Origin of the sequence: Streptococcus sp. X13SY08 (genome assembly GCF_001182825.2) — a bacterium.
Taxonomy (GTDB): domain Bacteria; phylum Bacillota; class Bacilli; order Lactobacillales; family Streptococcaceae; genus Streptococcus.
Genome location: NZ_LFYO02000002.1, coordinates 508,047 through 531,904 on the forward strand (window position 1 = coordinate 508,047; position 23,858 = coordinate 531,904).

Genomic DNA, 23,858 nt, shown 5'->3' on the forward strand with positions numbered 1-23,858 from the left:
TTCCTAGACAGTCTTTTCGTTCAAATATTCATAGCGCTCATATTTTTCAAGTAGGGCATCATTTTTTTCATCCAACTCTTTTTGCAAAGCAGATAGACGCGAGAAATCACTGCCACATGTCAGCATCTCCTCCTGAATAACCTCAATTCGGTCCTCCAAAACAGCTATGTCTTCTTCAATAGTCGCCCACTCTCGCTTCTCAAAATAGGACATACGCTCTTTAGATTTTTCTTCTCGAACTCGTTTTGTCTTTTCTTTTTTCTTTTCTTGAGAAATGACTGCGCTCGAAGCCAGAAAGGTTTTTTCATCCAGATAATCTGTGTAGTTTCCAAAGAACTCTCGAATTTTCCCATCTTCAAAAGCCAGAATTTTCGTTGCAATTTTATCCAAGAAATAGCGGTCGTGGCTAACGGTAATAACGGGACCGGCAAATCCCTGCAAGAAATGTTCCAGTACCGTCAAAGTTGCAATATCCAAATCATTGGTCGGCTCATCTAAGAGCAAGACATTCGGCCGCTCCAGCAATAATTTGAGAAGGTAAAGCCTTTTTTTCTCACCACCAGATAATTTTTCAATCAAGGTTCCGTGCGTATTTCTTGGGAAGAGAAATTGTTCCAAGAGTTCTGCAATTGAAACCATACCAGAAGTTGTATGGGCTTCTTCTGCCACTTCCTGAAGGAAATTGATAACCCGTTTCTTCTCGTCCAATCCACGAATATCCTGCGAGAAATAGGCAATTTTTACGGTTTCACCGACAGCCACCACCCCTCTATCAGGCTGCAGTTCTCCTGCAATCAAATTGAGCAAGATAGATTTTCCCATACCGTTGTCGCCGACAATACCAATGCGATCCTTATTTTGCACTAAAAGATTGAAATCGTTCAGAATTGGCTTATCGGGATAGGAAAAAGATACATTTTCGAAAGAAATCACCTTTTTTCCGATACGACTCGTTTCAAAATTCATTTCTAAAGAATCATCTGAAACGGTCTGATGAACATCCGCTTTTAAATCATGGAAACGATTGATGCGGGCTTGCTGCTTAGTTGCCCGCGCTTGTGGCTGACGACGCATCCAAGATAATTCTTGTTTGTAGAGTTGCTCTTTTTTGTGGCGCAAAACTGCATCTCGTTCATCTTGTTCAGCTTTTAAGCGAACATAATCCTGATAATTCCCCTGATATTCAATCAAGCTAGCGCGATCCAATTCAAAAATTCGCGTTGCCACATTATCTAAGAAATAACGATCGTGAGTAATAAAAAGCACTGTCTTCTTAGAATTTTTCAGGAAATGTTGCAACCACTCAATGGTATCAATATCCAGATGGTTGGTTGGCTCATCCAAGAGTAAGAGATCATCATCCCCTAAAAGTGTTTGTGCCAACTGTACCCGTCGGCGCAAACCACCCGATAAATCCCCAACTTTTCGAGTGACATCCGTCAAACCCAATTTAGACAGGACTGTTTTAACCTGACTTTCAATTTCCCAAGCATTGAGAGCATCCATCTCAGCCATCACTCTTTCATGAGCTGAATTTCACGCAAATCAGATGACAAAACAGCATCTAAGATAGTATGTGATTCATCAAAATCAGGTTCCTGCGTCAGATAGGCCATCTTGTAATCATTTTTAGCAGAAAAAGGGGGCACATCACCATCAAATCCAAGACGACCTGATAGGACGTCCAAGAGAGTTGTTTTCCCCGTACCATTGACACCGATAATCCCAATCCGATCGCCTTCATGGATAATAAAGGAAAGATCAGAAAAGACCGTCTTATCTCCAACAGATTTACTCAACTTTTCAACAATAAAATCACTCATAACTTTTTCAGTAGGCTCTTAGCCCTTTATTTCCCTCTCTTTGATAAAGGCAAGAATTGCTTCTTTTTCATTAGGTAGATGGTCATGTACCAGTGCCATTTCTACTTCATCTAAGATCTGTCCCAAGTGAGGCCCCGGCTTCATGCTAAGCTCCGCGATTAGAGTGCCTCCATTGACCGCCATATCGTACTTACTGTGGATCACCAAGGCTGCATCCAGTTCCGCGATGCGTTCCATATCAACATCCAGCCTCAACATCTGACGAAGCTTCTCTACCAAGAGTAGATTTTCTTTTCCGTAGGCATAGCAAAGCTCCTTATTAGGAGGTCCCTGTAAGCGAGCATACCATATTTTGACGAGATTATTGACTGTCTTCTGAAAGTCATTGGATGTTTTCCACTTGCGACAAAACGTTTTAGTGTCTCCGATTTCTAAAGCAATCATCAGCATAGCCCAAGCTTGCTCCGAACTTGTAAACCGTGTATCATGTGGCAAAATCTCTAGCATGCCTAGCAAGCCTACTTGTCTGTTCTCCAACATAGGTAAATACTGGAAAGCCTGTGATTGCACCAGCGCAGCAATCCCTTTTGCCCAAAAATCAGCCATTAATAATTTATCAAACTCGATAAAAATACGTTCGATAGAGATCTTCTCAAGTAAGGGAGCCATTTTTTTCATGGCCTCGAAAGTCATGTCCTCAATGGTAAAATCCAAAGTCGCAGCAAAGCGAAATCCTCTCATAATCCGAAGAGCATCTTCACCAAAGCGCTCCGCAGGAAGTCCAACTGCTCGTAAAAGACGATTATTCAAGTCTGTCAAGCCATCAAACTTATCAATCACTTGAGCGTTCTCATCTAAAGCAAAGGCATTAACCGTGAAATCGCGTCGCTTCAAATCTTCTTCTAAGGAACGTACAAAAGAAACCTGACTAGGACGACGATAGTCCACATAAACATCCTCTGTCCGAAAAGTCGTCACTTCGTACTCGCCTTCTCCCTCCAAGACAAGGACAGTCCCATGTTCAATACCAAAATCGATTGTACGACGAAAAATCTCCTTGGTTTCTTGAGGATAACTGGATGTCGCAATATCCACATCATGAATAGGACGCTCCAAAATAGCATCGCGCACAGAACCACCCACAAAATAAGCCTCAAATCCCGCAGCTTTTATTTTCTCTAAAATCGGCAAAGCCTCCTGAAACTCAGAAGGCAAATAGTCTAATTTCATAATAACCGTTCCAAACTATACGCGAATTATTCGCGTTTTATTACTTCTTTCACCACCATATTGACACCATACATACAAGGAAGAAAGACTATAGAATTAAGACCTCACTCTTCCCTTAGTCTCCGAAAAGCATTTTCAGATGGGCAATCAGATTCTGTTAATGAACTGAACAAATAAGAAACCATCGCAAACGACTCACAAGCACTTGAAATCAATTCTTCTTTATCTTTTTAGCAACTTGGTGTCATTCAATCAATTCTAAAAAATTTGAGAATAATTAGCCATCTTAGTCAACAGTTGTATGGAAAATATCCCTTCACTCACAAAGTTTAATGGCATCAAACCACCAATTTTTTTCAAGTGAAAAGCAATTCATTCTTTCGTTTTTTCAGCGTCAACCAGTTGTGCTAAAAACAAAAGCAGACTAAATTTCTCTTTAAACCCTACAAAAATAACTTTGAGTAGGTCTGTCTTACAACTTTTTATGCTATTGGTGAGATACCAAAGGCAATTGCACCTTCACCCAAATGCGTTCCGATAACAGAGCCAAATGAAACAATCGGTAGTTCACCTTCCAAAGCATTTTCTAGCAATAAATCTTTGAAGTCAGCTGCTTTTTCAGGCACATTGGCATGGATAATGGCGGTTTGATAATCTCCATTGGCTGTTTTTTCTTTCAAAATCTCTACCAAACGCTTGACCGCCTTTTTCTCTGTGCGAACTTTTTCATACACTTCAATGGTTCCTTGATCCGTAAAGTAGAGAATCGGCTTGATACTGAGTAAGTTCCCAAGCAGAGCTGCCCCATTTGATAAACGACCACCTTTAACCAAATGATCTAGATCGTCCACCATGATAAAAGCTGTTGTAGACTGAATTTGCTTCTCAAGATGTACTAAAATCTCATCAAAGTTGGCACTTTCTTCCGACCATTTCAGAACATTTTCTACCATCATCCCAAGCGGAGCTGAAGTAATTTTTGTATCTGGAAAAGCAATGGTCAAATCTGAAAATTCTTCTTTTAAGAACTGAATATTTTGATAAAAACCAGAAATTCCAGAGGATAAAAAGAGTCCAATAGCATGTGTATAGCCTTGCTCTGATAGTTTTCCTAAAATAGTTTCAAGAGCGGCTAAGCTAGGTTGGCTTGTCTTAGGTAACTCAGCTGAGGCTCCCATTTTTTCATAAAATTCTTGAACACTTAAATTTTGCCCTTCGACATAGTCCACGCCATCGATAGAAACAGGAATATCCAAAACGAAAACCTGCTCATTCTGGACTGTTTCGGGGCGTAAAACGGCTGATGAGTCCGTGATAATAGCAACTTTCATCTTAAAACTCCAATTTCATTCCCGGTGCATCAAAGGCAATCTCGGTCACTTCGTAGGTCAAACGTTTGAGCATGTCAAGCAAGGGCAAAGCTAATTCACGACGGTCTTCGTCCGTAAACTCACTTGGTTCCTCTACGATTCTATTTAAAACTTCTACTTTTTGTGTCATCGAACCTGAAATAACATGTGTATTGAGCACAACCATGTAATGCAAAATAGTGACCATTACTGTTTTATTTTCTTCTTGATTTTTTTCAATCAACTGAAAATCAACTTGTAAACGCGTCTTTGGTTCCCCATTTTCTTTTTCCCATTGAAGATTGCGGCCATCAAAATGAAATTGATTGACAAATTCCTTAGAGCGAGTTAATTCCATGTTCATCTCCTTCAAAGCAATATTAGCTTTATTGTACCATAAATCCTTAAAACCTTGTTTTTCAACAAGGTTTTAAGGATTTATTTTGATTTACGAAGGGCACCAAAGATAAGACCTGATACCAATGCTCCAATCAAGACATACAAGATATAAAGGAGTGGATTGCTCGTAAGGGCAATCACAAAGATACCTCCATGTGGTGCCATCAATTTGATACCTGAAAGACCAATAAGAGCTCCTGCAAGTGCAGAACCTGCGATGAAACTTGGAATAGCACGAGCTGGGTCAGCCGCTGCAAATGGGATAGCACCTTCTGTGATGAAGGAAAGCCCCATGATAATATTGGTTAAACCACCATCGCGTTCTTCTTTGGTAAATTTATCTTTAAATAATAGTGTTGCAATAAAGACTGCAATCGGCGGTACCATACCACCTGCCATTACAGCAGCCATCACAACAGAACCTCCATTACCAACTGTTGCTGCAAGTGTACCAGTACCAAAGACATAAGCTGCTTTGTTGACTGGACCACCCATATCTACTGCCATCATTCCACCAACAAGAAGTCCGAGGAGAACAGCTGAACTACCAGAAAGTCCTGTCAAGAAATCATTGAGCGCTGTATTAATTGCTGCCATCGGAATGTTGACCGCCAGCATAATTGCACCTGTCAAGAGCACACCAAGGAGCGGCAAAATCAAGATAGATTTGGCACCTTCAAGGGAACGAGGAACTGGGATGAATTTCTTAATAGCAAGAACAACATAACCTGCAATAAAACCACCGACAAGAGCACCAAGGAAACCAGATGATACTCCGGCAAGACCTAGAGTCGCTTCACCACCTGCTGCAAAAGCGATTTTTCCATAAGCCAAACCACTTGATGCGATAGCCCCCGCAACAAAACCTGAAACCAAACCTGGTTTTTCAGCAATAGAGTAAGCTACGTATCCTGCAAACACTGGTAACATAAAGCCAAAGGCTGCTTGCCCAAGCCTCATAAACATAGAAGCCAATTCATGGTAAGAACCAAGATTTCCAAGACTATCTTGTGGTACACCCATGGCATTATCAATCAAGAAAGCAAGGGCAATCATAATACCACCACCGATAACGAATGGCAACATTTGTGAGACACCACTCATCAGGTGTTTGTAGAAAGCTTGCCCAGCTGTTAATTTTTCTTCTCTTTGCACTTGTTTTCCTTCCTTAGCATGATAAATATCTGCTTTACCATCCAAAATCGTATGAATCAATTCTTTTGGCTTCTTGATACCATCTGCCACTGGACGATTAATCAATGGCTTTCCATCGAAGCGAGCCATATCAACTGCCTTATCAGCTGCAATAATCACACCTTTTGCTTTTGCAATATCATCTGCTGTCAATTTATTGCCAACACCTGATGCACCATTTGTCTCTACTTTGATGGCAAGACCCATACCAGCTGCTGTTTTCTTGAGAGCCTCTTCTGCCATGTATGTATGAGCAATCCCTGTCGTACAAGCTGTAACTGCAACAAGGAATTCATCGGCATCTTGCGGTGCAATGACTGGAGATACTTCTGTTTTTTCTGAAGCCGCATCAAAAATTGCCAAGACTTGATCTGGTGTAGAGGCTGTGCGTAATTGATCCGCAAAACCATCTTTTAAGAGATACTTTGATAATTGAGCTAAAGCTGCCAAGTGTGTGTCGTTGGCTCTTTCTGGTGCTGCAATCATGAAGAACAAGTCCGTTGGTTGACCATCTAAAGAAACGTAGTCTAAACCTTTGACTGATTTAGCAAAAAGGACTGCTGCTTCTTTGACTGCTGCATTTTTGCTGTGTGGCATAGCGATTCCATCGCCTAGACCAGTTGACGTTTGGGCTTCACGATTCATAATTCCATCTTTAAAGGCTGCAAAGTCTGTTACCACACCGTGAACCACTAAATTGTCAATCATTTCATCGATTGCAGCTTCCTTAGTTGTCGCCTGCAAATCCATGATCATCATATCTTTTCTGAGTAAATCCTGAATATTCATCTTTTTTCTACCTCAACTTTTTTATAAGTTTCTTTAATAAAATCTCTACTTGCCAAATCATCTGAGAAGGTCGTCGCTGTTCCACACGCCACACCCCATTTGAGCGCCTCAAGCGGATCTTTTGTTTCCACATATTTTCCTGTAAATCCTGCTACCATGGAATCTCCTGCTCCAACAGAATTTTTGACTTGCCCTTTTATGGGTTTAGCAAAATAGCTAGCTTCTTTGGTCACTAATAGTGCGCCATCTCCCGCCATAGAAATCAGAGCATATTGCGTTCCCATTTCCAATAATTTCCGAGCGTATCTTTCGATGTCATCCAAACCAGCTAACTTGACCTTGAAAATGGACTCCAATTCATGGTTATTTGGTTTGACCAAGAGAGGATTGAAAGCCAAGGAGTCCAGCAAAGTTTGTCCTTCAAAGTCACAAACGACTTGTGCTCCCGATTCTTTGGCTAGTGGAATCAAACGTTTGTAAACTTGATTACCGAGATTAGCTGGCGCTGATCCCGCAAAGACAACCACATCGCCTTCCTCCAAATGAGATAAAATTGCTGCTAATTCTGCTAATTTTTCATCTGAAATATAGGGACCAGTTCCATTGATTTCGGTTTCTACATCAGCCTTGATTTTAACGTTGATGCGCGTGTCTTCTTCCACTTCGACAAAGTGGCTAGCAATCCCTTCACTCAATAAGCTATTGTGAATAAAATTGCCTGTAAAGCCGCCGATAAAGCCAGTTGCTGTTGTTGGAATCTCAAGACGTCTTAAAATCCGGCTAACGTTGATACCCTTGCCACCAGCGTATTTATCATCACTATCCATACGATTGACACTGCCCGCCTTAATATGGTCAAGTCGTACAATAAAGTCAACCGCTGGATTCAAGGTTACGGTATATATCATCCTTCCATTACCCTCGTTTTCTTCTTTAATTTTTTAAGCAAATTAGATTCTGATGAGCTCGTGCTCGTAATCAAGTGAACTTTAGTAACAGGCGCTACTTTGACAAATGAATAGGCACCGATTTTTGATTGATCCACCAAGATGTAAGCATCTTTAGAATTATCAATCACCGTCTGCTTGATGGCTGCTTCTTCGACATCAGGCGTTTTAAGGTAATGTTCATCCACCCCATTCATCCCCCAAAATGCCTTGTCAAAATTCAATTGACGTAGTTGTTGAACAGCTACTGCCCCAACAGATGCATCCGTAGATTGCTTGACCGCTCCACCAATGATAATGGTTGGGATTCTTTGTTCCACCAATTTGGTGGCATGGTGAATAGAATTCGTTACAACCGTTTATTCGTCTTCCGACCAAACCAGTAATCAGCATCTCTGTTGTCGTCCCAGCATCCAAAAAAATCACATCGCCCTCTTCCACAAGTTGGCAGGCAAGTTCAGCTAATCGGCTTTTTTCTTGCACGTTTTTGACAGATTTTTGCTCAATAGATTCTTCTATTTGCAGATGAGATAAGCTTTCGACTCCGCCATGAACCCGTCTGAGACGACCACGGGCCTCTAGCTCATCTAAATCCCTTCGGATTGTGGATTCGGAAGTGTGCAACAATGCTACCAAATCTTCTAGTTTGACAAAAGTATCAGATTTCACTTTTTCCAATATGATTTGCTTGCGTTCTGATTTTAAAATAAAACCACCTCCTGCAATCGTTTACAAATGCTATTGTACCACATTTTCTTTCATTTTCAATCAATATCATTCATTTTCTTTCATTTTTCTTCAAAAAAGAAACTGATACAAGAGTCTCAGCTTCCTCCTTTCTATTTCATTTTAATAACAGATTGCGTGGCATGAAATATACCTATAAATCACCTTTTTCACGCTACTCAACTGTACGGCAGTGGGAGTAAAACAGTCTAGTAGACTGTTTTCGGTCAGGACTGAAAAATCGAATTTCTATGAAATGACTAATTTTTGTCTCACTCTCCTAAATGATGTTGCTGAGCAACTTCTCGAATAATAGACTTCATCTGATCTATTTCATCTTCTCGTCCAATTCCCATGCGGATATAATTGGACATAGGGCCTTGTTTATAGTATTTAAATGCAAAGTCTGCATCTTGCCCTGCTTGAAAAATTTCTTCTGCAAAAGATGCTGTAAAGCTGACAAAATTCGTTTGGCTTGGAAGCACCGTTACATCTGCTAGATTCGCCAAAAAGTCCATAAAATCATCACGAATAGTACAAATTTGCTTGACAGACTCTTCTACTTTGTCTCGGTGGGCCAGCGCGGCATTTCCAATATAAGCCACCAGATTAGACATACTATACGGAGGCAAAATGCGATCTAATTCCCTCGCTAGACGATTATTAGAAATGGCAAACCCAAGACGCAATCCAGCTAGTGAAAAAGCTTTAGACAAAGTACGTAAGACGATGAGATTGTCTACTTTGTCTGTCAAATCAGCCATAGAAATCGAATTTGAGAACTCGATGTAGGCTTCATCAATGACCACAAGTCCATCAAACCCAGATACAATTTCTTCCAATTTTTTTCGGTCATAGGAAACTGAAGCTGGATTATTTGGGTTAGATAAGAGAATCATTTTTGCATTGACTTTCTTGGCATAGGCAAGTAGAGGTTTTGGATCAAAATCTGGACGACCATTTGTCCATTCTAGAGAAAAAGTCTCCATATGCGAACCATGTAAATCATTGTGTATCCCATACATGAAAAAATCAGGACTCAAGGTCAGTAGAATGTCGTCGTGATTGAGAAAACCAGTAATAATCTGTCCAATCAACATATCAGAGCCGACACCTTGAACCACTTGATTGGGCTCGACACCGACATACTGCGCATAGGTCGCAATCAATTCCGCATATTTATTGTCACCGTAGTAAGAAAGAACTGCCGGATCCACCTCTTTCAAGACTTCCTTGGTCAAGAATCCCCAATCCATGAGACGATTCTCATTATCTCCTAAATTGTGCTCAACCACCTTATGTACCTTATAGGTCTGAAAATGTCCTAAATTTTTTCGTACTTCAACCATTCCAGCCTCCTTTTTATCTTTTGTTCAGAAAAAAGTCTGAATTAGTTCAAACTTTCTTCTTTTATTTTTTCAAATAGCAGAGCTTCTTCCTCTGTAAAGTTGTAATGTTCTAGCAGGTCTGGACGACGCTTATAGGTCTTACGCAAACTTTCTTCCAAACGCCATTTTCGAATATTTTCATGATGACCACTCATCAAAACATCCGGCACAAGCATACCGCGAAAATCATAGGGACGCGTGTATTGAGGATATTCCAAAAGTCCTGATGAAAAACTATCATCCCGATGACTGACTTCCTTACCAATGACTTCTGGAATCAGACGAACGGTCGCATCCACCATGGTCATGGCAGCCAGTTCGCCCCCCGTCAAGACAAAGTCTCCTAAGGAAATCTCATCCGTTACCAGCGTTTTTATTCGTTCGTCGTAGCCCTCGTAGTGTCCACAGATGAAAATGAGTTCTTCTTCCTGCGCCAATTCTTCCGCATAGCTTTGGTCAAAAGTACGACCAGCTGGATCCAGCAAGATAACGCGAGGATTCTTGGCATCTATTTGTTCAATAGTATCGAAAATGGGCTGCGCGCGCAACAACATACCTTGACCACCACCATATGGTTCATCATCTACATGGCGAGCCTTCTCTGCATGTTCACGAAAATTATGGTAATTGATGTCTAGCAACCCTTTTTCTTTTGCCTTTCCCACAATAGAATGCTCCAGAGGGGCAAACATCTCCGGAAAGAGCGTCAGAATATCAATTTTCATCATCTAATCCTTCCAAAAGCTCTACATCCACACGATTACCAGTCACGTCAACATTAAGAACCACTGGCGGAATATAAGGCAAGAGCAGATCTTTCTTCCCTTTACGTTTGACTACCCAAACATCGTTGGCACCAGGTTGGAGAATTTCCTTAATCTGCCCGATAAGAACATCACCTTCATAGACATCAAGTCCAATAATCTCGTGGTAGTAAAATTCATCCTCATCCAAATCAGACAAATCTTCCTCCGCGACTTTGAGAGACATCCCCTTGTATTTCTCTACATCATTGATATGGTAAAGCCCCTTAAACTTGACAATATCAAAATTCTTCTGTTTTCGATGGGTAGCGACTTCTACTTCCATAACAAACTGGTCTTTGGCATCGAAAATAGACAGCTTACTCCCTTTTTTAAAACGCTCTTCTGTAAAATCCGTCACACTCATGACCCGCAATTCCCCATGCAGTCCTTGCGTATTGACGATTTTTCCCACATTAAAATAATTCATTTCTGATTTTCTCTCAATTCCTAAAACAATTTGACTTTATTTTAACATTTTCACTGACTTTTCACAAGAAATGGAAAATAGCAATCCTAACAAAAACCCCCGACTGGCTAGGTCGAGGGAAATCTATGATCACGAATGGTTTATTTTTTGAGCATACCTTTTGCTCGAAGGGAAAGCATAAAGCCTACCACGCTTGCTAAAGTAATTCCTAAAAGATTCCAGACAACAGATGTCGTTTCACCTGTTGATGGCAATGCTTTCTTTCCATCTTTTGGTGTGACTTTAGTAGCGGTTGCGGAAGCAGCATTTGCGCTAGCTTTTTCCTCTGAAGCTTCTACCTTATCGGCTGAGTCAATGTCAGATTTACTGTCTTTGTCCTCAGATTTAGCTAGGATTTGGTCCGCTTTCAAATAAGCGCTGATGTCATCACCAGGCATGATTTGCCCGAGTGCTTTGTTATTGACTTCGTAAGTATAGAATGTACCGTCCATCAATTCTTTTGTAAACTTGGCAACACCATCCACACCCGTTGTAATGGTTTCTATCACGCGACCATTTTGAGTTTTCAAGGTAACTGTTTGATCTTTGAGAGGTTCACCATCTTCATTTCGCACAGTAATAATAGCTGCTTGTTTGCTATAAGTAGGATTGCCTACACCTTGACCTTTTGCGGTGAAGCTAGCAAATAATTGACTACCAGCTTCGCTAGTTCTTAGGGTGTAACCCTGTACAATACCATTCACTGTAACACTAATACTGTGATTAGTTGGAAGTGCGGAAAAGACTGCTTGTCCCTTGTCATTAGTCGTCACAGTTTCAATCGGTTGATTTCCACTAGTAGTATCTGAAACAAGCACAGACTTACCTGCAAGAGCCAGACTATTTTCATCAACAACTGTTGCTACAAAACGGAATGTCCCAGTCGTTTCTGAAACTGCAGGTGTCTCCGCAGCGATAACGGTAGGCTGTCTACGACTGTCAAAGATGCTGCCATCAATACAGAACTTGCTGCTAAAGCAATATGAGATTTTTTCACTTTTGTACCCCTTTTATTTAACTAGTTAATTAAGTGCGCAAAATAATTAACCGGTTAAGGTTATAGAATGAGTTTAACAAGGACAAAAGGAAATGTCAACCGTTTTTTAAAAAAAGATGTTGAGAATGAATTCTTTTTAAACAATCAAAAAAAGCCAAGACGAATCTCAGCTTCTCCTTTATTTTTCATCAATCACAAGACGTACTTTTTTATCATTTGTAGGGACAGAATAAACAATCGTACGAATCGCAGAAATGGTACGACCTTTCCGACCGATTACACGACCGATATCAGACTGATCCAAGTCCAAATGGTACTCCAAGAATTCAGGTGTATCAACGATTTTAATCGTCAAGCTATCTGGCTGTGAAATCAATGGTTTCACAATGGCGATAATAAGATTTTCAATCATGTCCATAAGTATGTCTCGCTCTCGCTTTTAGTGATTATTTAGAAAATTTAGCGTCGTGGAATTTTTTCAATACGCCTTCTTTTGAAAGGATGTTGCGAACTGTATCAGATGGTTGTGCACCTTTAGCCAACCAGTCAAGGATACGATCTTCTTTCAATGTTACTTGATTTTCAGCAACAAGTGGGTTGTAAGTTCCAATTGTTTCGATGAAACGACCATCACGTGGTGCACGTGAGTCTGCAATGTTGATACGGTAGAAAGGTTTTTTCTTAGAACCCATACGAGTCAAACGGATTTTTACTGCCATTTTGTAAAGTCTCTTTTCTTTAGTTTAATTTCATTTTGGTAATAGCTCAGCTATTTACCTTAACTATTATAACACAAAAAAATAGACTGTCAAGTTTTTTTCTTGACAGTCTAAAAATTTTTTACTTCACTGAATCCTGATAACTTATATCGTTTTGCTTGCTATCTATCTGCACTATCATCCTATTCACATTTAACCTCTGTCAATAAACTTCCATTTAATCTCATCACACCATAGTGAAATTTCTGATTGGGACGCACCAAGCGCTCAAAGACAAATTCTTCAAATACTTTGTCACGAAAATGAGCTTTGACAATAATCTTTTCTCTTGCTACACGCTTGGCTTCTGCTATCATTTCTTGAGTTAGCTTCTGCTGATTTGCTAGCTCAATGAGACCGTCTAGATTAGTTGATTCAGTAATCTTTTCTGAAAACATAGGATCAAAATAGAGGACATCATAGGCATTGTTCTTAGCAGATTTAAGAAAATCAAGGCTGTCAGCGTGAATCGTTTTTATACTCTGCATTGCTTTATTCAGCTCAGGATTTCCACTATCAAAAGTGGCGAGTCCTCGTGATATGATGAAATAAGTCAAAAATTGTGACTCTAAAGCGGTCACTTGATGACCAGCACTCGCCATAACCAGACTATCCGAGGCCATTCCCATTGTGCAATCCAATATTGTCTGGTGTTTTCGTCCAATGATTTCTAAGAGTGGATCACGCGCAGACTTGATGCGCAACATGGCTGTATCTGGCTGGGTGAAAATAAAGACTGTGTCCACTCGCTTGTTCCAAGACCAAGCGATCCTTATAAACTACTAAGATAGCATCCTTATTTTGTAAGAGTTTTTTGAGTGATTGCTTTTGGCGCTCTTGGTAAGGAATCCCGAGTTCCTGAGCATTTTTTTGCGCCACATCCACCAAGTCGGGAGCCATTCCCAGACTGGTGGTGATTGTAAGATGATCTAGAAAATGTTCAACACAGTGATGGATTGGAAATTCTCATCCCTTACGCTACAAGAGATAGTGCCCTCTTAATCAACTGTGCAGAGGTGGGAGTAAAACGGTCTAGTAGACTGTTTTAGGTCAATATCCGAAATTGAAAAAGTACTAAAAATCGAATCTCTACGAAATGACCGATTTTTGTCTCACTCTCTCTCATTATTGATTCAATTCAAATTCAATAGATTGACCAGGTTGCAAACCATAGACAGTCGCGTCAATTTCCTTAGCTAATTGCTCAAAGGTTTTAAGAGAGAATTCCCGTCCCATGTCATTCAAAATCAAATCATGATTGGGTAATATAAAACGCGGCTTATAGTTACGTAAATAAGTCTGAATATCCCTTGTTTTGACCCAAGGCGCAGCCATTGGCAATAGAACAGCAGGACTATCCTCAATTTTGGGAAGAGCATCCCCTGGATGAAGAAGAAAATCATTGATGAGATAGCCGACATTTTCAATAGGATCATCCGCTAGGTTGGCAATGTCCTGAAACTGTCCATGGACGGAAATTCGAGCATCACCGACAGAAAAATCGTCTCCCTCTTTGGCAATCGTTACTGGAAAATCTACGTCATCAGCAAAACTTGACGGTCCAAAAACTTTTATATGTGGCTTTTTCTCTACTAATTTTTTGATTCGTTCTTGATCTACATGGTCAAAATGATGATGAGTAATCAAAATAGCATCTGCTTGGTCAAGTGAATCAGGTATTCCGAATTCTCCTGGATCAATGATGATTCGTGTCTCATCCACAAGAACTTCCACACAAGCATGTATATGTCGAATGATTTTCATATTCTCACTCCTTGCCTATTTTAAATGTTTCAACCAATCCTTAGCAACCTCTAAAGCTTGGAGGCTGACTTCATGGCTTCGTCCCCAGAAAATGTCAACTTCTGCATGGCGTTCTTCAAATATCTCTACCACACGCTTACTCTCTGATAATGGAACAATTGGATCCACTTCTCCGAGGGATAAAAATACCTTAGTATGCTGTTTTCCCTCTTGCAAATGAGTAACATCTACAGGATACATGGGTGAAAAAAGCATAGCCTTTTGAAAGGGAGATTGGTCTTGTAGGAGCAGATTGACGGCCATATTGGCACCATTTGAAAAACCAACCAAGATCATCTCCGACAAGTCTACATCCTCTTGTTTAGCCAGCTTTGTCAGAAACTGCATCAACTTCAAGCCACGTGCATGCAAACCTTCCACATCATACTGCCCTTCTGCCAGACGTTTGAAAAAGCGCAACATTCCCTGTTCATTCACGTCACCTCGCAAGCTGATGACACTTGCTTCCGTATTTAAAAATGCGCGATAGGCAACAAATTCTCCTCGTCCCCACCCGTTCCATGCAAGAGGACAAAGGTAGGTACTCCATGCTTTCCTTTTTGAAAAATATATTCCATTTTCTCTCCTTATTTCGGTCGCTCCATGGTTGTTTTCTCGCCCAGCTCCGCGTAATCATTTCCCGCCAGTCGACTCATAGGTTCTAATTGATCTGCTAAAATATAGCTATTCTGATAAACTGTTTCACTTAAATGAAGATGCTGAATCTTAAGAAGCAACAAGTCTGCAACAATTTGCCCCTCTTCATCTTGAATTGGAATATGCTGGTGTAAAATGGTTTCAAACCGCGCCAAAGCCTGTAGGATACCAGGTGTCTTCATCGTCTCTGACATCATAAGATCAAAATCCGTATAGTTCAGCTCACTCTCATCAGGTGCTAACTCACGAGCTGTCTCATTAACACTTTTCAAAATAGATTTGGAAACACTGTGAACAACTGCTTCCTTCGTTCGCAGAATATTGGCTGTCGTATCCTTGAGCTGCCCATTTTTTCGCTGAATACTGATGGAAGTCAGCGGCGGTTTATAACTGACAATATTAGAAAAACTGAAGGGCCCCGATAACCGTCCCTGCTCACCGAGCGTCGCCACCAGGGCAATAGGGCGCGGAATGACGGTACCAATCATTATTTTGTACATTTCTTGCTTGGTCAAAGCCGATTGGTCCATTGAAATCATGACATCTCCTCAATTTTTTATCTTTGGTTTTTTATCTTTTTAAGGACAACAGCTGTGCTTCTATCTGCTGTCTACGATTCTCATACTTTTGTGGAAGTTGCAAGGATCGTCCTAACTCTTCTAGCCTTTCATCTACAGTGAGATCAGGCTCCTCCGTCGCTAATTCGACAATTACCTTACCAGGTTCTCGTAGATAAACAGACTCAAAATACTTACGATCTCGCACAACAGTTGGCGTGAAGCAGACATTTTCAAATGCTTGACGATAGGTTAGCAAATCCTTCTGATTTGACACTGCAAAGGCTATATGATGAACGGTTCCAGGCCCGAATTTTCCTCTAGCCATTCTAGTTTTTGGTAACAAAAGCTCTTGTTGCGACGAATCAGCTAATACGAGACGAATAAAATTCTCATTTTCTTCAATTGCCGATAGATCAAAATAATCTTGCAAAAATTCTTGACTAGCAACTATCTGATCACTTTCCATCATCATGCCATAAAAACCAAGAATAGCCCAATTGTCCTCTATTTTTTGTCCTTCAACCAAGGCTAAATCAAGTCCCTGTTTATCGTGAAAATACAAGGCTGGTTGATCAAACCAACTATCAATATGACTATCTACATCATTTTCTGCTAGATAGCTCTGCCATTGTCCCAAAGATCCTTTGGGAATCTCAAAGGCAATCCGACCACCTTGATCGCTCCCTTTCATACCAGCTTCAGCATTCTCCCAAGGGAAAATAGTGAATAGAAATTTTTCGTTGACCTCTTGACTCGAAAAATAGAGATGGTAACTCTTACCGCCGTCAAAGTTCACCGTCTGCTTGACCAATTCGAGTCCAAGAATGTCCTGATAAAATTCTAATGCTTGATAAGCATTGCCCACAATGGCACTGATATGATGAATTCGATTCAGTTTTTTCATACAGTAGATATCTTATTTATGAGTACGGCTCGTATTAAATGGACGAACCGTCGCTTCAATCATCTCACGTTTGGGCTCCAAAAACGGTGGTAAGGACAAACGTTCACCCAAGGTTTCGTAAGGTTCATCTGTTGCAAAGCCAGGTCCGTCAGTCGAAATCTCAATCAAGATATGACCGACGCGTGCATAGAGAGCTTCAAAATAAAAACGATCTACTAATCCAGAATTTGGAATATTGAGAGTCTGGTATTTTTCAGCCCACACTTTGATAGCAGCATTGTCTGGCACGCGGAATGAGACATGGTGTACCAAGCCATAGCCTTGTCTTTCTTGAGGGCTGGTTTCGTCTTTACGCAAAATGACCTGACCTCCGTGACCGCCTTGTCCGACCTCTAAAAGGCTAAAATCTTCGCCGTCTTCTACCACGCGCATGCCATAAACTTGCATCAAGAAAACTTTAAAATCTTTAAAATAAGACGCTATGCTGTGATTTCAATTGGTCCTAAGCCGTAAATCGCCTTATCTGTAGGCACCGGTCCCTCTTTCCATGGCTGACCAGCTGCTACACCTTGATTGTGCTCATCAGACACCAATTGGTAGCGTTGTCCATCTTCTTCTTCGAATGGCAGAGCTTTGTGCCCGAAAAGATTGATAATGCCATCGTGTTTGATACCAAATTCATTAAAACGATCTAGATAATAATCCAATGCTGCATCATTGGGCACACGGAATCCAATACGAGTAATACCATTTGTCCCCCGGGTTCCCTGCGGATTATTTGGAAAATCAAAGAAGGTCATATCCGTCCCAGCCGAACCTTTATCATCTGCAAAAAAGGTGTGATAGGTATGAATATCGTCTTGATTCACAGTCTTTTTAACCAAACGCATGCCCAACACTTCTGTGAAAAAGTGATAATTTTTTTCAACGTCCTTGGTCATAGCTGTCACGTGGTGAATCCCTAAAAGTACGTGATGTGTCATATGCTGTTTCCTCCATTATGTCTGATTCATTTTTCTAACAGACTCTTTCTGTTGAAACCAATATATCACTAGTTAGTTGTAATATCAAAAAAATATGCTCAAAAAAGCAGATTTGACCCCTCAAATCTGCCTTATCTATTTATTTTACTGCAACATCGTCGTATTTATCTGTTTTTTGGAAAAGAGCAACAACATAAGGACAGGTTGCAGCCACTTTTTGATTGCGCTCACGTGCCACATCAATAATCTTTTCTACCAATTGACGAGCAATCCCACGTCCTTCATAAGTTGGCTCCACAAATGTATGATTGATGGTACATTTATCACCAGATGAGATAAATGTACACTCTCCAATTTCTTTTCCACCGTCCAATGCTACGGAACGTTCGTTTGCTTCTTCAAATAAAATTTCCATGTGAATTCCTCCTCGAAACTTTCTACCATCAGTCTATCAAAACTCTCTTGAAAATGCAATTGGAACCCCTTACATGATTGTCAGAATAAGATAAGAAAAGAAAAATGATTTTTAATCTCGCTAGCAAACCTATGTGATTTTCTGTCATCAAGACTTGAATGTTTCTACACTTTCTATTGATAAGTTCCTAGTATTTCTAAATAGCCTGTGTAGTGAATCCGCGGCTCTCAATCACCTTGAGCATGGCTTCTGCCGTATCCAGTGCTGTAAAGAGTGGTACACCCTGTTCAATAGCAGAGCTGCGAATGATTCGGCCATCCCGATCCGTTGTTCGCTTGGTACCGACTGTATTTACAACGGCTTGTATTTGACCGCTACGCACCAAATGGGGAATATCATTGGTAGTCTCCCCGATTTTTCCAACCAGGCGAGTATCCAAACCATTCTTCGAAAAAAATTTAGCTGTCCCTTCTGTCGCAAGAACGCTATAGCCGATAGCATCGAAACGTTTGGCTAAAGCGAGTGCTTCTACTTTACTGTCATCAGCGATGGTAAAGACTATATTTCCGTAGTCAGATAAGTGAAAATAGCTAGCTTCAAAAGCCTTGTAAAGAGCTTTTTCTAGCGTAAGATCTGAACCCATGACTTCACCAGTCGATTTCATTTCAGGACCAAGGAGACTATCTACCTTTGCTAACTTGGAGAAGGAGAAGACAGGGGCTTTCACGTGTACTTGACTAGATTCAGGATAAAGTCCGTCTTCATAACCTTGCTCAGCTAAGGATTTGCCCAAGATGAGATTTGTGGCTACTTGTGCCATTGGAATGTTGGTTACTTTAGATAAGAAAGGTACGGTCCGACTAGCACGAGAATTAACCTCAATGACATAGACTGTCTCTTCCTTAATGACAAATTGAATATTCATCATACCGATGCAATTTAGACCGATCGCCAAGCGCTTGGTGTAATCCGCAATAGTGGCTTGCACCTTAGCTGACAAACTTTGTGGCGGATAAACAGCCATAGAGTCACCCGAGTGCACACCTGCACGCTCAATATGTTCCATAATTCCTGGAATGAGAACGTCCTTCCCGTCTGAAATAACATCCACTTCACACTCACCTCCTACGATGTAGGAATCAATAAGAACGGGATGCTCTGGGCTAGCTTTCACCGCAGTGTGCATATAAGAACGGAGATCCTCTTCATTTTCAAGGATTTCCATAGCGCGACCACCCAAGACATACGAGGGACGTACCAAGACTGGGAACCCAATCTTAGAACTTTAAGGGCTTTTTCAAAGAGATTGCGGTCTTCAGCACGGTCTAGGTCCGACACCTGCGTACCTAGAATTGTGACACCTGCATTTGCCAAGCTTTCTGCCAAGTTAATAGCTGTTTGACCACCAAATTGAACCACTACTCCTTTTGGCTGCTCCAATTCGATCACATTCATAACATCTTCAAAAGTTAGTGGCTCAAAGTAGAGTTTGTCGGATACAGAAAAATCTGTTGAAACTGTCTCAGGGTTTGAGTTCATGATAATAGCTTCATAGCCTGCTGCCTGTATCGCTTTAACCGAGTGAACTGTGGCGTAGTCAAATTCAACACCTTGACCAATACGAATCGGTCCAGAACCAAGAACTAGTATAGATTCTTTTTCTGAACGAATAGATTCATTTTCCCACTCGTAGGTTGAGTAAAAATAGGGGGTCGTGGATTCAAACTCAGCAGCACAAGTATCCACCATCTTGTAGACCGGAAGAATCTTATTTTCCCTACGAAGTTTACGAATAGCTTCCGTTGTCCTATTCCAAAGCTCAGCAATTTGACGATCTGAAAAGCCATTCCGCTTAGCTTCTTTGAGAAGCTCTAAATCTCCAACGGAATTTTTCAAGTCTTCTTCTATTTCAAAAATATGAAGCAATTTATCAAGGAAAAAGATATCAATCTTAGTCAGCTCTGCTATTTCTTCAATGGTAAATCCACGGCGGATAGCCTCTGACACATAGAAGAGTCGGTCGTCTTGAGCCTTAACGATTTTCTCAAACAGCTGGTCGTCGGTTGCCCCCTTCAGTTCTAGCATTTCGTTGTGGTAAATGCCAATTTCAAGAGAACGACAGGCCTTGAGGAGAACCTCCTCGATGTTACGACCGATAGCCATAACCTCGCCCGTTGCCTTCATTTGCGTCCCAAGACGACGTTCGCCATGCTCGAATTTGTCAAACGGGAAGCGTGGAATCTTTGCCACTACATAGTCCAAGGCAGGCTCAAACATGGCGTAAGTGGTTCCTGTGACAGGGTTAATCATCTCATCAAGCGTGAGCCCGACAGCTATTTTGGCAGCTATTTTAGCGATTGGGTATCCTGTCGCTTTTGAGGCAAGAGCAGAGCTTCGAGACACACGAGGATTAACCTCGATGACATAGTATTTAAAACTATTGGGATCAAGCGCCAGCTGAACATTACAGCCCCCCTCGATTTTAAGAGCTCGAATGATTTTCAAACTGGCGTCTCGGAGTATTTGATGTTCGACATCAGATAGCGTCTGTGTCGGTGCAAATACAATAGAATCGCCCGTGTGAATTCCCACCGGATCAAAGTTTTCCATGGTGCAGACTACCAGCGCATTGTCAGCCGCATCTCGCATGACTTCGTATTCAATTTCCTTGAAACCAGCGATGGACCGCTCAATCAAACATTGAATCACAGGCGACAATTTCAATCCATTTTCAGCAATTTCACGTAACTCATTTTCGTTGGCACATATTCCTCCACCGGTTCCACCAAGAGTAAAAGCAGGACGAACAATGACAGGATAGCCGATTCCCACTGCAAAGGCAAGAGCTTCTTCAACCGTATTTACGATTTTAGATTCAGGAATAGGCTGCTCCAAATCTTCCATCAGTTGTTTGAAGAGGTCACGATCTTCTGCCTGATTAATAGCAGACAATTTGGTTCCTAAGAGCTCAATACCAAGCTCATCCAGAATCCCTATCTTTGATAATTCCATCGCCATGTTGAGACCCGTTTGTCCACCAAGTGTAGGTAATAGAGCGTCTGGGCGCTCCTTGCGCAAGATGCGAATCACAAACTCCAGCGTGATAGGCTCAATATAAACCTTATCCGCAATTTCTTTATCCGTCATAATGGTAGCTGGATTGGAGTTGAGAAGAACAACGCTGTATCCCTCCTCTTTCAAGGCAAGACAAGCCTGAGTTCCCGCGTAATCAAATTCCGCTGCCTGTCCAATAACAATCGGACCAGACCCAATCACCATAATTTTTTTAATATCAGAACGTTTTGGCATGTATAAGATATTAAGGGCGCTAAGCGGACACAGCCAAAATAGGAGTTTTGACAAAGAACCCCAAGGTTCTAGGAAAAACTATCTTTTTGGCTGTGTCCGTAGCCCGTATTCAGTTGGACCAAATACAGTTTACTCCCCTCTCTCCTTTCTATTCGTCACCTCACTGGGTGACATTAAATAATACTTTGACGAATCAACATCTATTCAATGATAATAGGTGTTGGTGCTAGTGTGTGAGCTAGCTACACCTCCATAGAGATTCGCCTAGTCTGACAATTAGCGATTCAACCTTTCTGCTTGAAATGCATCAATCATCTCTAAAAATTCATCAAAGAGATAGCTGGCATCATGTGGACCTGGCGCTGAATCCGGATGAAATTGTACAGAGAAGGCTGGGAAATGTCGGTGACGAATACCTTCGATAGTTTTATCGTTGATTTCCTCGTGCGTCACCATCAGACAATCTGGTAAGGTCTCCCGTTCAACGACGTAACCATGGTTTTGACTAGTAAAATCAACTCGACCTGTCGCAATTTCACGTACTGCATGATTGAAACCGCGATGTCCAAACTTCATTTTATAGGTCGTCGCACCATTTGCCAAACTAAAGAGTTGGTGTCCCATACAAATTCCAAAAATAGGTATTTTTCCTTGTACACCACGAATCATTTCCAGTGCCCCTGGCACATCCTCAGGATTCCCAGGCCCATTTGACAACATGACTCCATCAGGATTTAAATGAAGAATCTCTTCCACAGTTGTATCAAAGGGTACAACGGTCACATTACACTGATGCTTGGCAAATTCGCGCAGAATCGAATGCTTAAGCCCAAAATCAACCAGCACAATATTTTTCCCAATCCCAGGAGCTGGATAGGGGGTCTTAGTGGAAACTTGCTCAATATTATTGCTTGGTAAAACAGTCGCTCGCAGCTGATCCGTCAAATGGTCCAAGCTATCTCCTACATCTGCCATAGTCGCTTTCATAATCCCATGCTCACGAATGATCTTAGTCAATGCCCTCGTATCAATTCCAGAAATCCCTGGAATACGTTTAACTTTTAAAAATTCATCTAGGGACATTTGGTTACGCCAGTTACTAGCACGCCGTGCAACTTCCGCAACCACTACTCCCTTACAAGTGGGCGTAATGGATTCATAATCATCACGATTAATCCCATAATTTCCAATCAAAGGATAGGTGAAGATCAAAATCTGTCCATTGTAAGATTGGTCAGTAATAGACTCCTGATAGCCGGTCATCCCTGTACTGAAAACCAACTCTCCAGTTACGTCTATATCTGCTCCGAAGGTTTTCCCTTCGAAAACAGTTCCATCCTCTAAAATCAATAATCGCTTCATCTTCTTCCTTTCGTCTAGTTTCCCAGAAGTTATTTAACGTTCGGTGTGTGACATTAAGCCTTTCCATTCAAAACTGCTTCTAAAATCGCCATCCGCACGAAGACACCATTTTGCATTTGGCGAACGATGCGTGACTTAGGCGCCTCTACTAAGTGGTCGTCAATTTCTACATCACGATTAACGGGTGCAGGATGCATAACAATGGCATTCTCTTTCAATCGTTTGTATCTTTCATCCGTCAATCCATACAAGTGGTTGTACTCTTCTTTTGAGAAGCTCCCTTGACCATCGTGGCGCTCATGTTGCACGCGCAAGAGCATGAGGACATCTATCTCTTCGACAATGTCATCCATAGCTACGTGCTGACCATAGACATCAAATTCTTCTGCGTACCATTCTATAGGACCTGCAAAAAAAACCTCTGCCCCCAAGCGTTTTAAAATCTGCATATTAGACTTAGCAACTCGTGAGTGGGTAATATCTCCTGCAATCACTATCTTTAAACCTTCAAAGGAAGAAAATTCTTCATAAATCGTCATCAAATCTAGCAAGGACTGGCTTGGATGTTGACCGGAACCATCGCCACCATTGATGATGGAAGTTTGAATAGTCGGACTATCAATCAATTGCTTATAGTAATCCACATCTGGGTGACGAACAACACAGATATCTACTCCAAGGGCACTCATGGTTAAGATCGTATCGTAGAGCGTTTCTCCCTTATTGACTGAGCTAGTCCGTGCGTCAAAATCAATCATGCCCATGTCGAGACGAAGCTCTGCCATTTCAAAAGATTTATGAGTCCGAGTGGAGTCCTCAAAAAAGAGGTTAGAAGCAAAATACTTTCGATCATGCACAAAATCAACTTCTCCAGCTTTAAAAGCTAAACCGAGCTGAATGAGACCGAGAACTTCTTCGTTGGAGAGAGTTTCCATTGTAACCAAGTGCTTGAGGGATACTTTACCGTTTGTGATTGTCATCTTGATACCTATT

General features: G+C 41.3%; 18 protein-coding genes and 5 pseudogenes. All 23 read right to left on the minus strand.

The window, feature by feature from the left end; translation table 11 throughout:
* Nucleotides 1-3: 3 nt before the first annotated feature.
* Nucleotides 4-1,823 (minus strand): annotated as a pseudogene (locus AEX56_RS03190) (ABC-F family ATP-binding cassette domain-containing protein).
* 18 nt (nucleotides 1,824-1,841) lie between these two features.
* Nucleotides 1,842-3,053, minus strand: a complete 1,212-nt coding sequence (locus tag AEX56_RS03195; protein WP_049617863.1) for a CCA tRNA nucleotidyltransferase — start codon at nucleotides 3,051-3,053, stop codon at nucleotides 1,842-1,844.
* A 482-nt stretch (nucleotides 3,054-3,535) separates the two neighbouring features.
* Entirely contained in the window at nucleotides 3,536-4,384 is an 849-nt protein-coding gene (locus tag AEX56_RS03200; RefSeq protein ID WP_049617864.1) for a DegV family protein, read from the minus strand.
* Between the two features lies 1 nt (nucleotide 4,385).
* A complete protein-coding gene (locus AEX56_RS03205) occupies nucleotides 4,386-4,760 on the minus strand; it encodes a DUF1149 family protein (RefSeq protein WP_049617865.1) in 375 nt (124 codons plus the stop codon).
* An 80-nt stretch (nucleotides 4,761-4,840) separates the two neighbouring features.
* Entirely contained in the window at nucleotides 4,841-6,784 is a 1,944-nt protein-coding gene (locus AEX56_RS03210) for a PTS fructose transporter subunit IIABC (RefSeq protein WP_049617866.1), read from the minus strand.
* Nucleotides 6,781-7,692: a 1-phosphofructokinase gene (pfkB, locus tag AEX56_RS03215; RefSeq protein ID WP_049617867.1), complete on the minus strand. Its 912-nt coding sequence runs from the start codon at nucleotides 7,690-7,692 to the stop codon at nucleotides 6,781-6,783. The genes AEX56_RS03210 and pfkB overlap by 4 nt, the downstream gene beginning before the upstream one ends.
* Nucleotides 7,689-8,439 (minus strand): annotated as a pseudogene (locus tag AEX56_RS03220) (DeoR/GlpR family DNA-binding transcription regulator). Before AEX56_RS03220 ends, pfkB begins: the two are co-directional and overlap by 4 nt.
* Before the next feature lie 290 nt (nucleotides 8,440-8,729).
* Nucleotides 8,730-9,806 (minus strand): pyridoxal phosphate-dependent aminotransferase, encoded by a 1,077-nt coding sequence (locus AEX56_RS03225; RefSeq protein WP_049617868.1) that lies wholly within the window; start codon nucleotides 9,804-9,806, stop codon nucleotides 8,730-8,732.
* Nucleotides 9,807-9,847: 41 nt separating this feature from the next.
* Entirely contained in the window at nucleotides 9,848-10,570 is a 723-nt protein-coding gene (gene trmD / locus AEX56_RS03230; protein ID WP_049617869.1) for a tRNA (guanosine(37)-N1)-methyltransferase TrmD, read from the minus strand.
* On the minus strand, nucleotides 10,560-11,078 hold the full coding sequence (gene rimM, locus AEX56_RS03235; RefSeq protein ID WP_049617870.1) for a ribosome maturation factor RimM: 519 nt from the start codon (nucleotides 11,076-11,078) through the stop codon (nucleotides 10,560-10,562). The genes trmD and rimM overlap by 11 nt, the downstream gene beginning before the upstream one ends.
* A gap of 140 nt (nucleotides 11,079-11,218) precedes the next feature.
* Entirely contained in the window at nucleotides 11,219-11,935 is a 717-nt protein-coding gene (locus tag AEX56_RS03240) for an LPXTG cell wall anchor domain-containing protein (protein ID WP_053093910.1), read from the minus strand.
* A 357-nt stretch (nucleotides 11,936-12,292) separates the two neighbouring features.
* The gene (locus tag AEX56_RS03245; RefSeq protein WP_049617871.1) at nucleotides 12,293-12,532 is read right to left on the minus strand and encodes a KH domain-containing protein; all 240 of its coding nucleotides are present in this window, start codon (nucleotides 12,530-12,532) and stop codon (nucleotides 12,293-12,295) included.
* 28 nt (nucleotides 12,533-12,560) lie between these two features.
* The gene (gene rpsP, locus AEX56_RS03250) at nucleotides 12,561-12,833 is read right to left on the minus strand and encodes a 30S ribosomal protein S16 (protein WP_049617872.1); all 273 of its coding nucleotides are present in this window, start codon (nucleotides 12,831-12,833) and stop codon (nucleotides 12,561-12,563) included.
* Nucleotides 12,834-13,015: 182 nt separating this feature from the next.
* Nucleotides 13,016-13,772 (minus strand): annotated as a pseudogene (locus AEX56_RS03255) (class I SAM-dependent methyltransferase).
* Nucleotides 13,773-13,997: 225 nt separating this feature from the next.
* The gene (locus AEX56_RS03260) at nucleotides 13,998-14,636 is read right to left on the minus strand and encodes an MBL fold metallo-hydrolase (RefSeq protein ID WP_049617873.1); all 639 of its coding nucleotides are present in this window, start codon (nucleotides 14,634-14,636) and stop codon (nucleotides 13,998-14,000) included.
* 15 nt (nucleotides 14,637-14,651) lie between these two features.
* The gene (locus AEX56_RS03265; RefSeq protein WP_236682960.1) at nucleotides 14,652-15,113 is read right to left on the minus strand and encodes an alpha/beta hydrolase; all 462 of its coding nucleotides are present in this window, start codon (nucleotides 15,111-15,113) and stop codon (nucleotides 14,652-14,654) included.
* 149 nt (nucleotides 15,114-15,262) lie between these two features.
* Nucleotides 15,263-15,871: a flavin reductase family protein gene (locus tag AEX56_RS03270; protein ID WP_049617874.1), complete on the minus strand. Its 609-nt coding sequence runs from the start codon at nucleotides 15,869-15,871 to the stop codon at nucleotides 15,263-15,265.
* Between the two features lie 31 nt (nucleotides 15,872-15,902).
* The gene (locus AEX56_RS03275) at nucleotides 15,903-16,796 is read right to left on the minus strand and encodes a VOC family protein (RefSeq protein ID WP_049617875.1); all 894 of its coding nucleotides are present in this window, start codon (nucleotides 16,794-16,796) and stop codon (nucleotides 15,903-15,905) included.
* A 12-nt stretch (nucleotides 16,797-16,808) separates the two neighbouring features.
* Nucleotides 16,809-17,779: pseudogene (locus AEX56_RS03280) on the minus strand (VOC family protein).
* Between the two features lie 139 nt (nucleotides 17,780-17,918).
* Nucleotides 17,919-18,194: a GNAT family N-acetyltransferase gene (locus AEX56_RS03285; protein WP_049617876.1), complete on the minus strand. Its 276-nt coding sequence runs from the start codon at nucleotides 18,192-18,194 to the stop codon at nucleotides 17,919-17,921.
* 196 nt (nucleotides 18,195-18,390) lie between these two features.
* Nucleotides 18,391-21,503 (minus strand): annotated as a pseudogene (gene carB / locus AEX56_RS03290) (carbamoyl-phosphate synthase large subunit).
* Between the two features lie 276 nt (nucleotides 21,504-21,779).
* Nucleotides 21,780-22,865: a carbamoyl phosphate synthase small subunit gene (locus AEX56_RS03295; RefSeq protein WP_049617877.1), complete on the minus strand. Its 1,086-nt coding sequence runs from the start codon at nucleotides 22,863-22,865 to the stop codon at nucleotides 21,780-21,782.
* A gap of 53 nt (nucleotides 22,866-22,918) precedes the next feature.
* Nucleotides 22,919-23,845 carry an aspartate carbamoyltransferase catalytic subunit gene (locus tag AEX56_RS03300; RefSeq protein WP_049617878.1) on the minus strand — a complete coding sequence of 309 codons (927 nt, stop codon included), beginning with the start codon at nucleotides 23,843-23,845 and terminating at the stop codon, nucleotides 22,919-22,921.
* Between the last annotated feature and the right edge of the window lie 13 nt (nucleotides 23,846-23,858).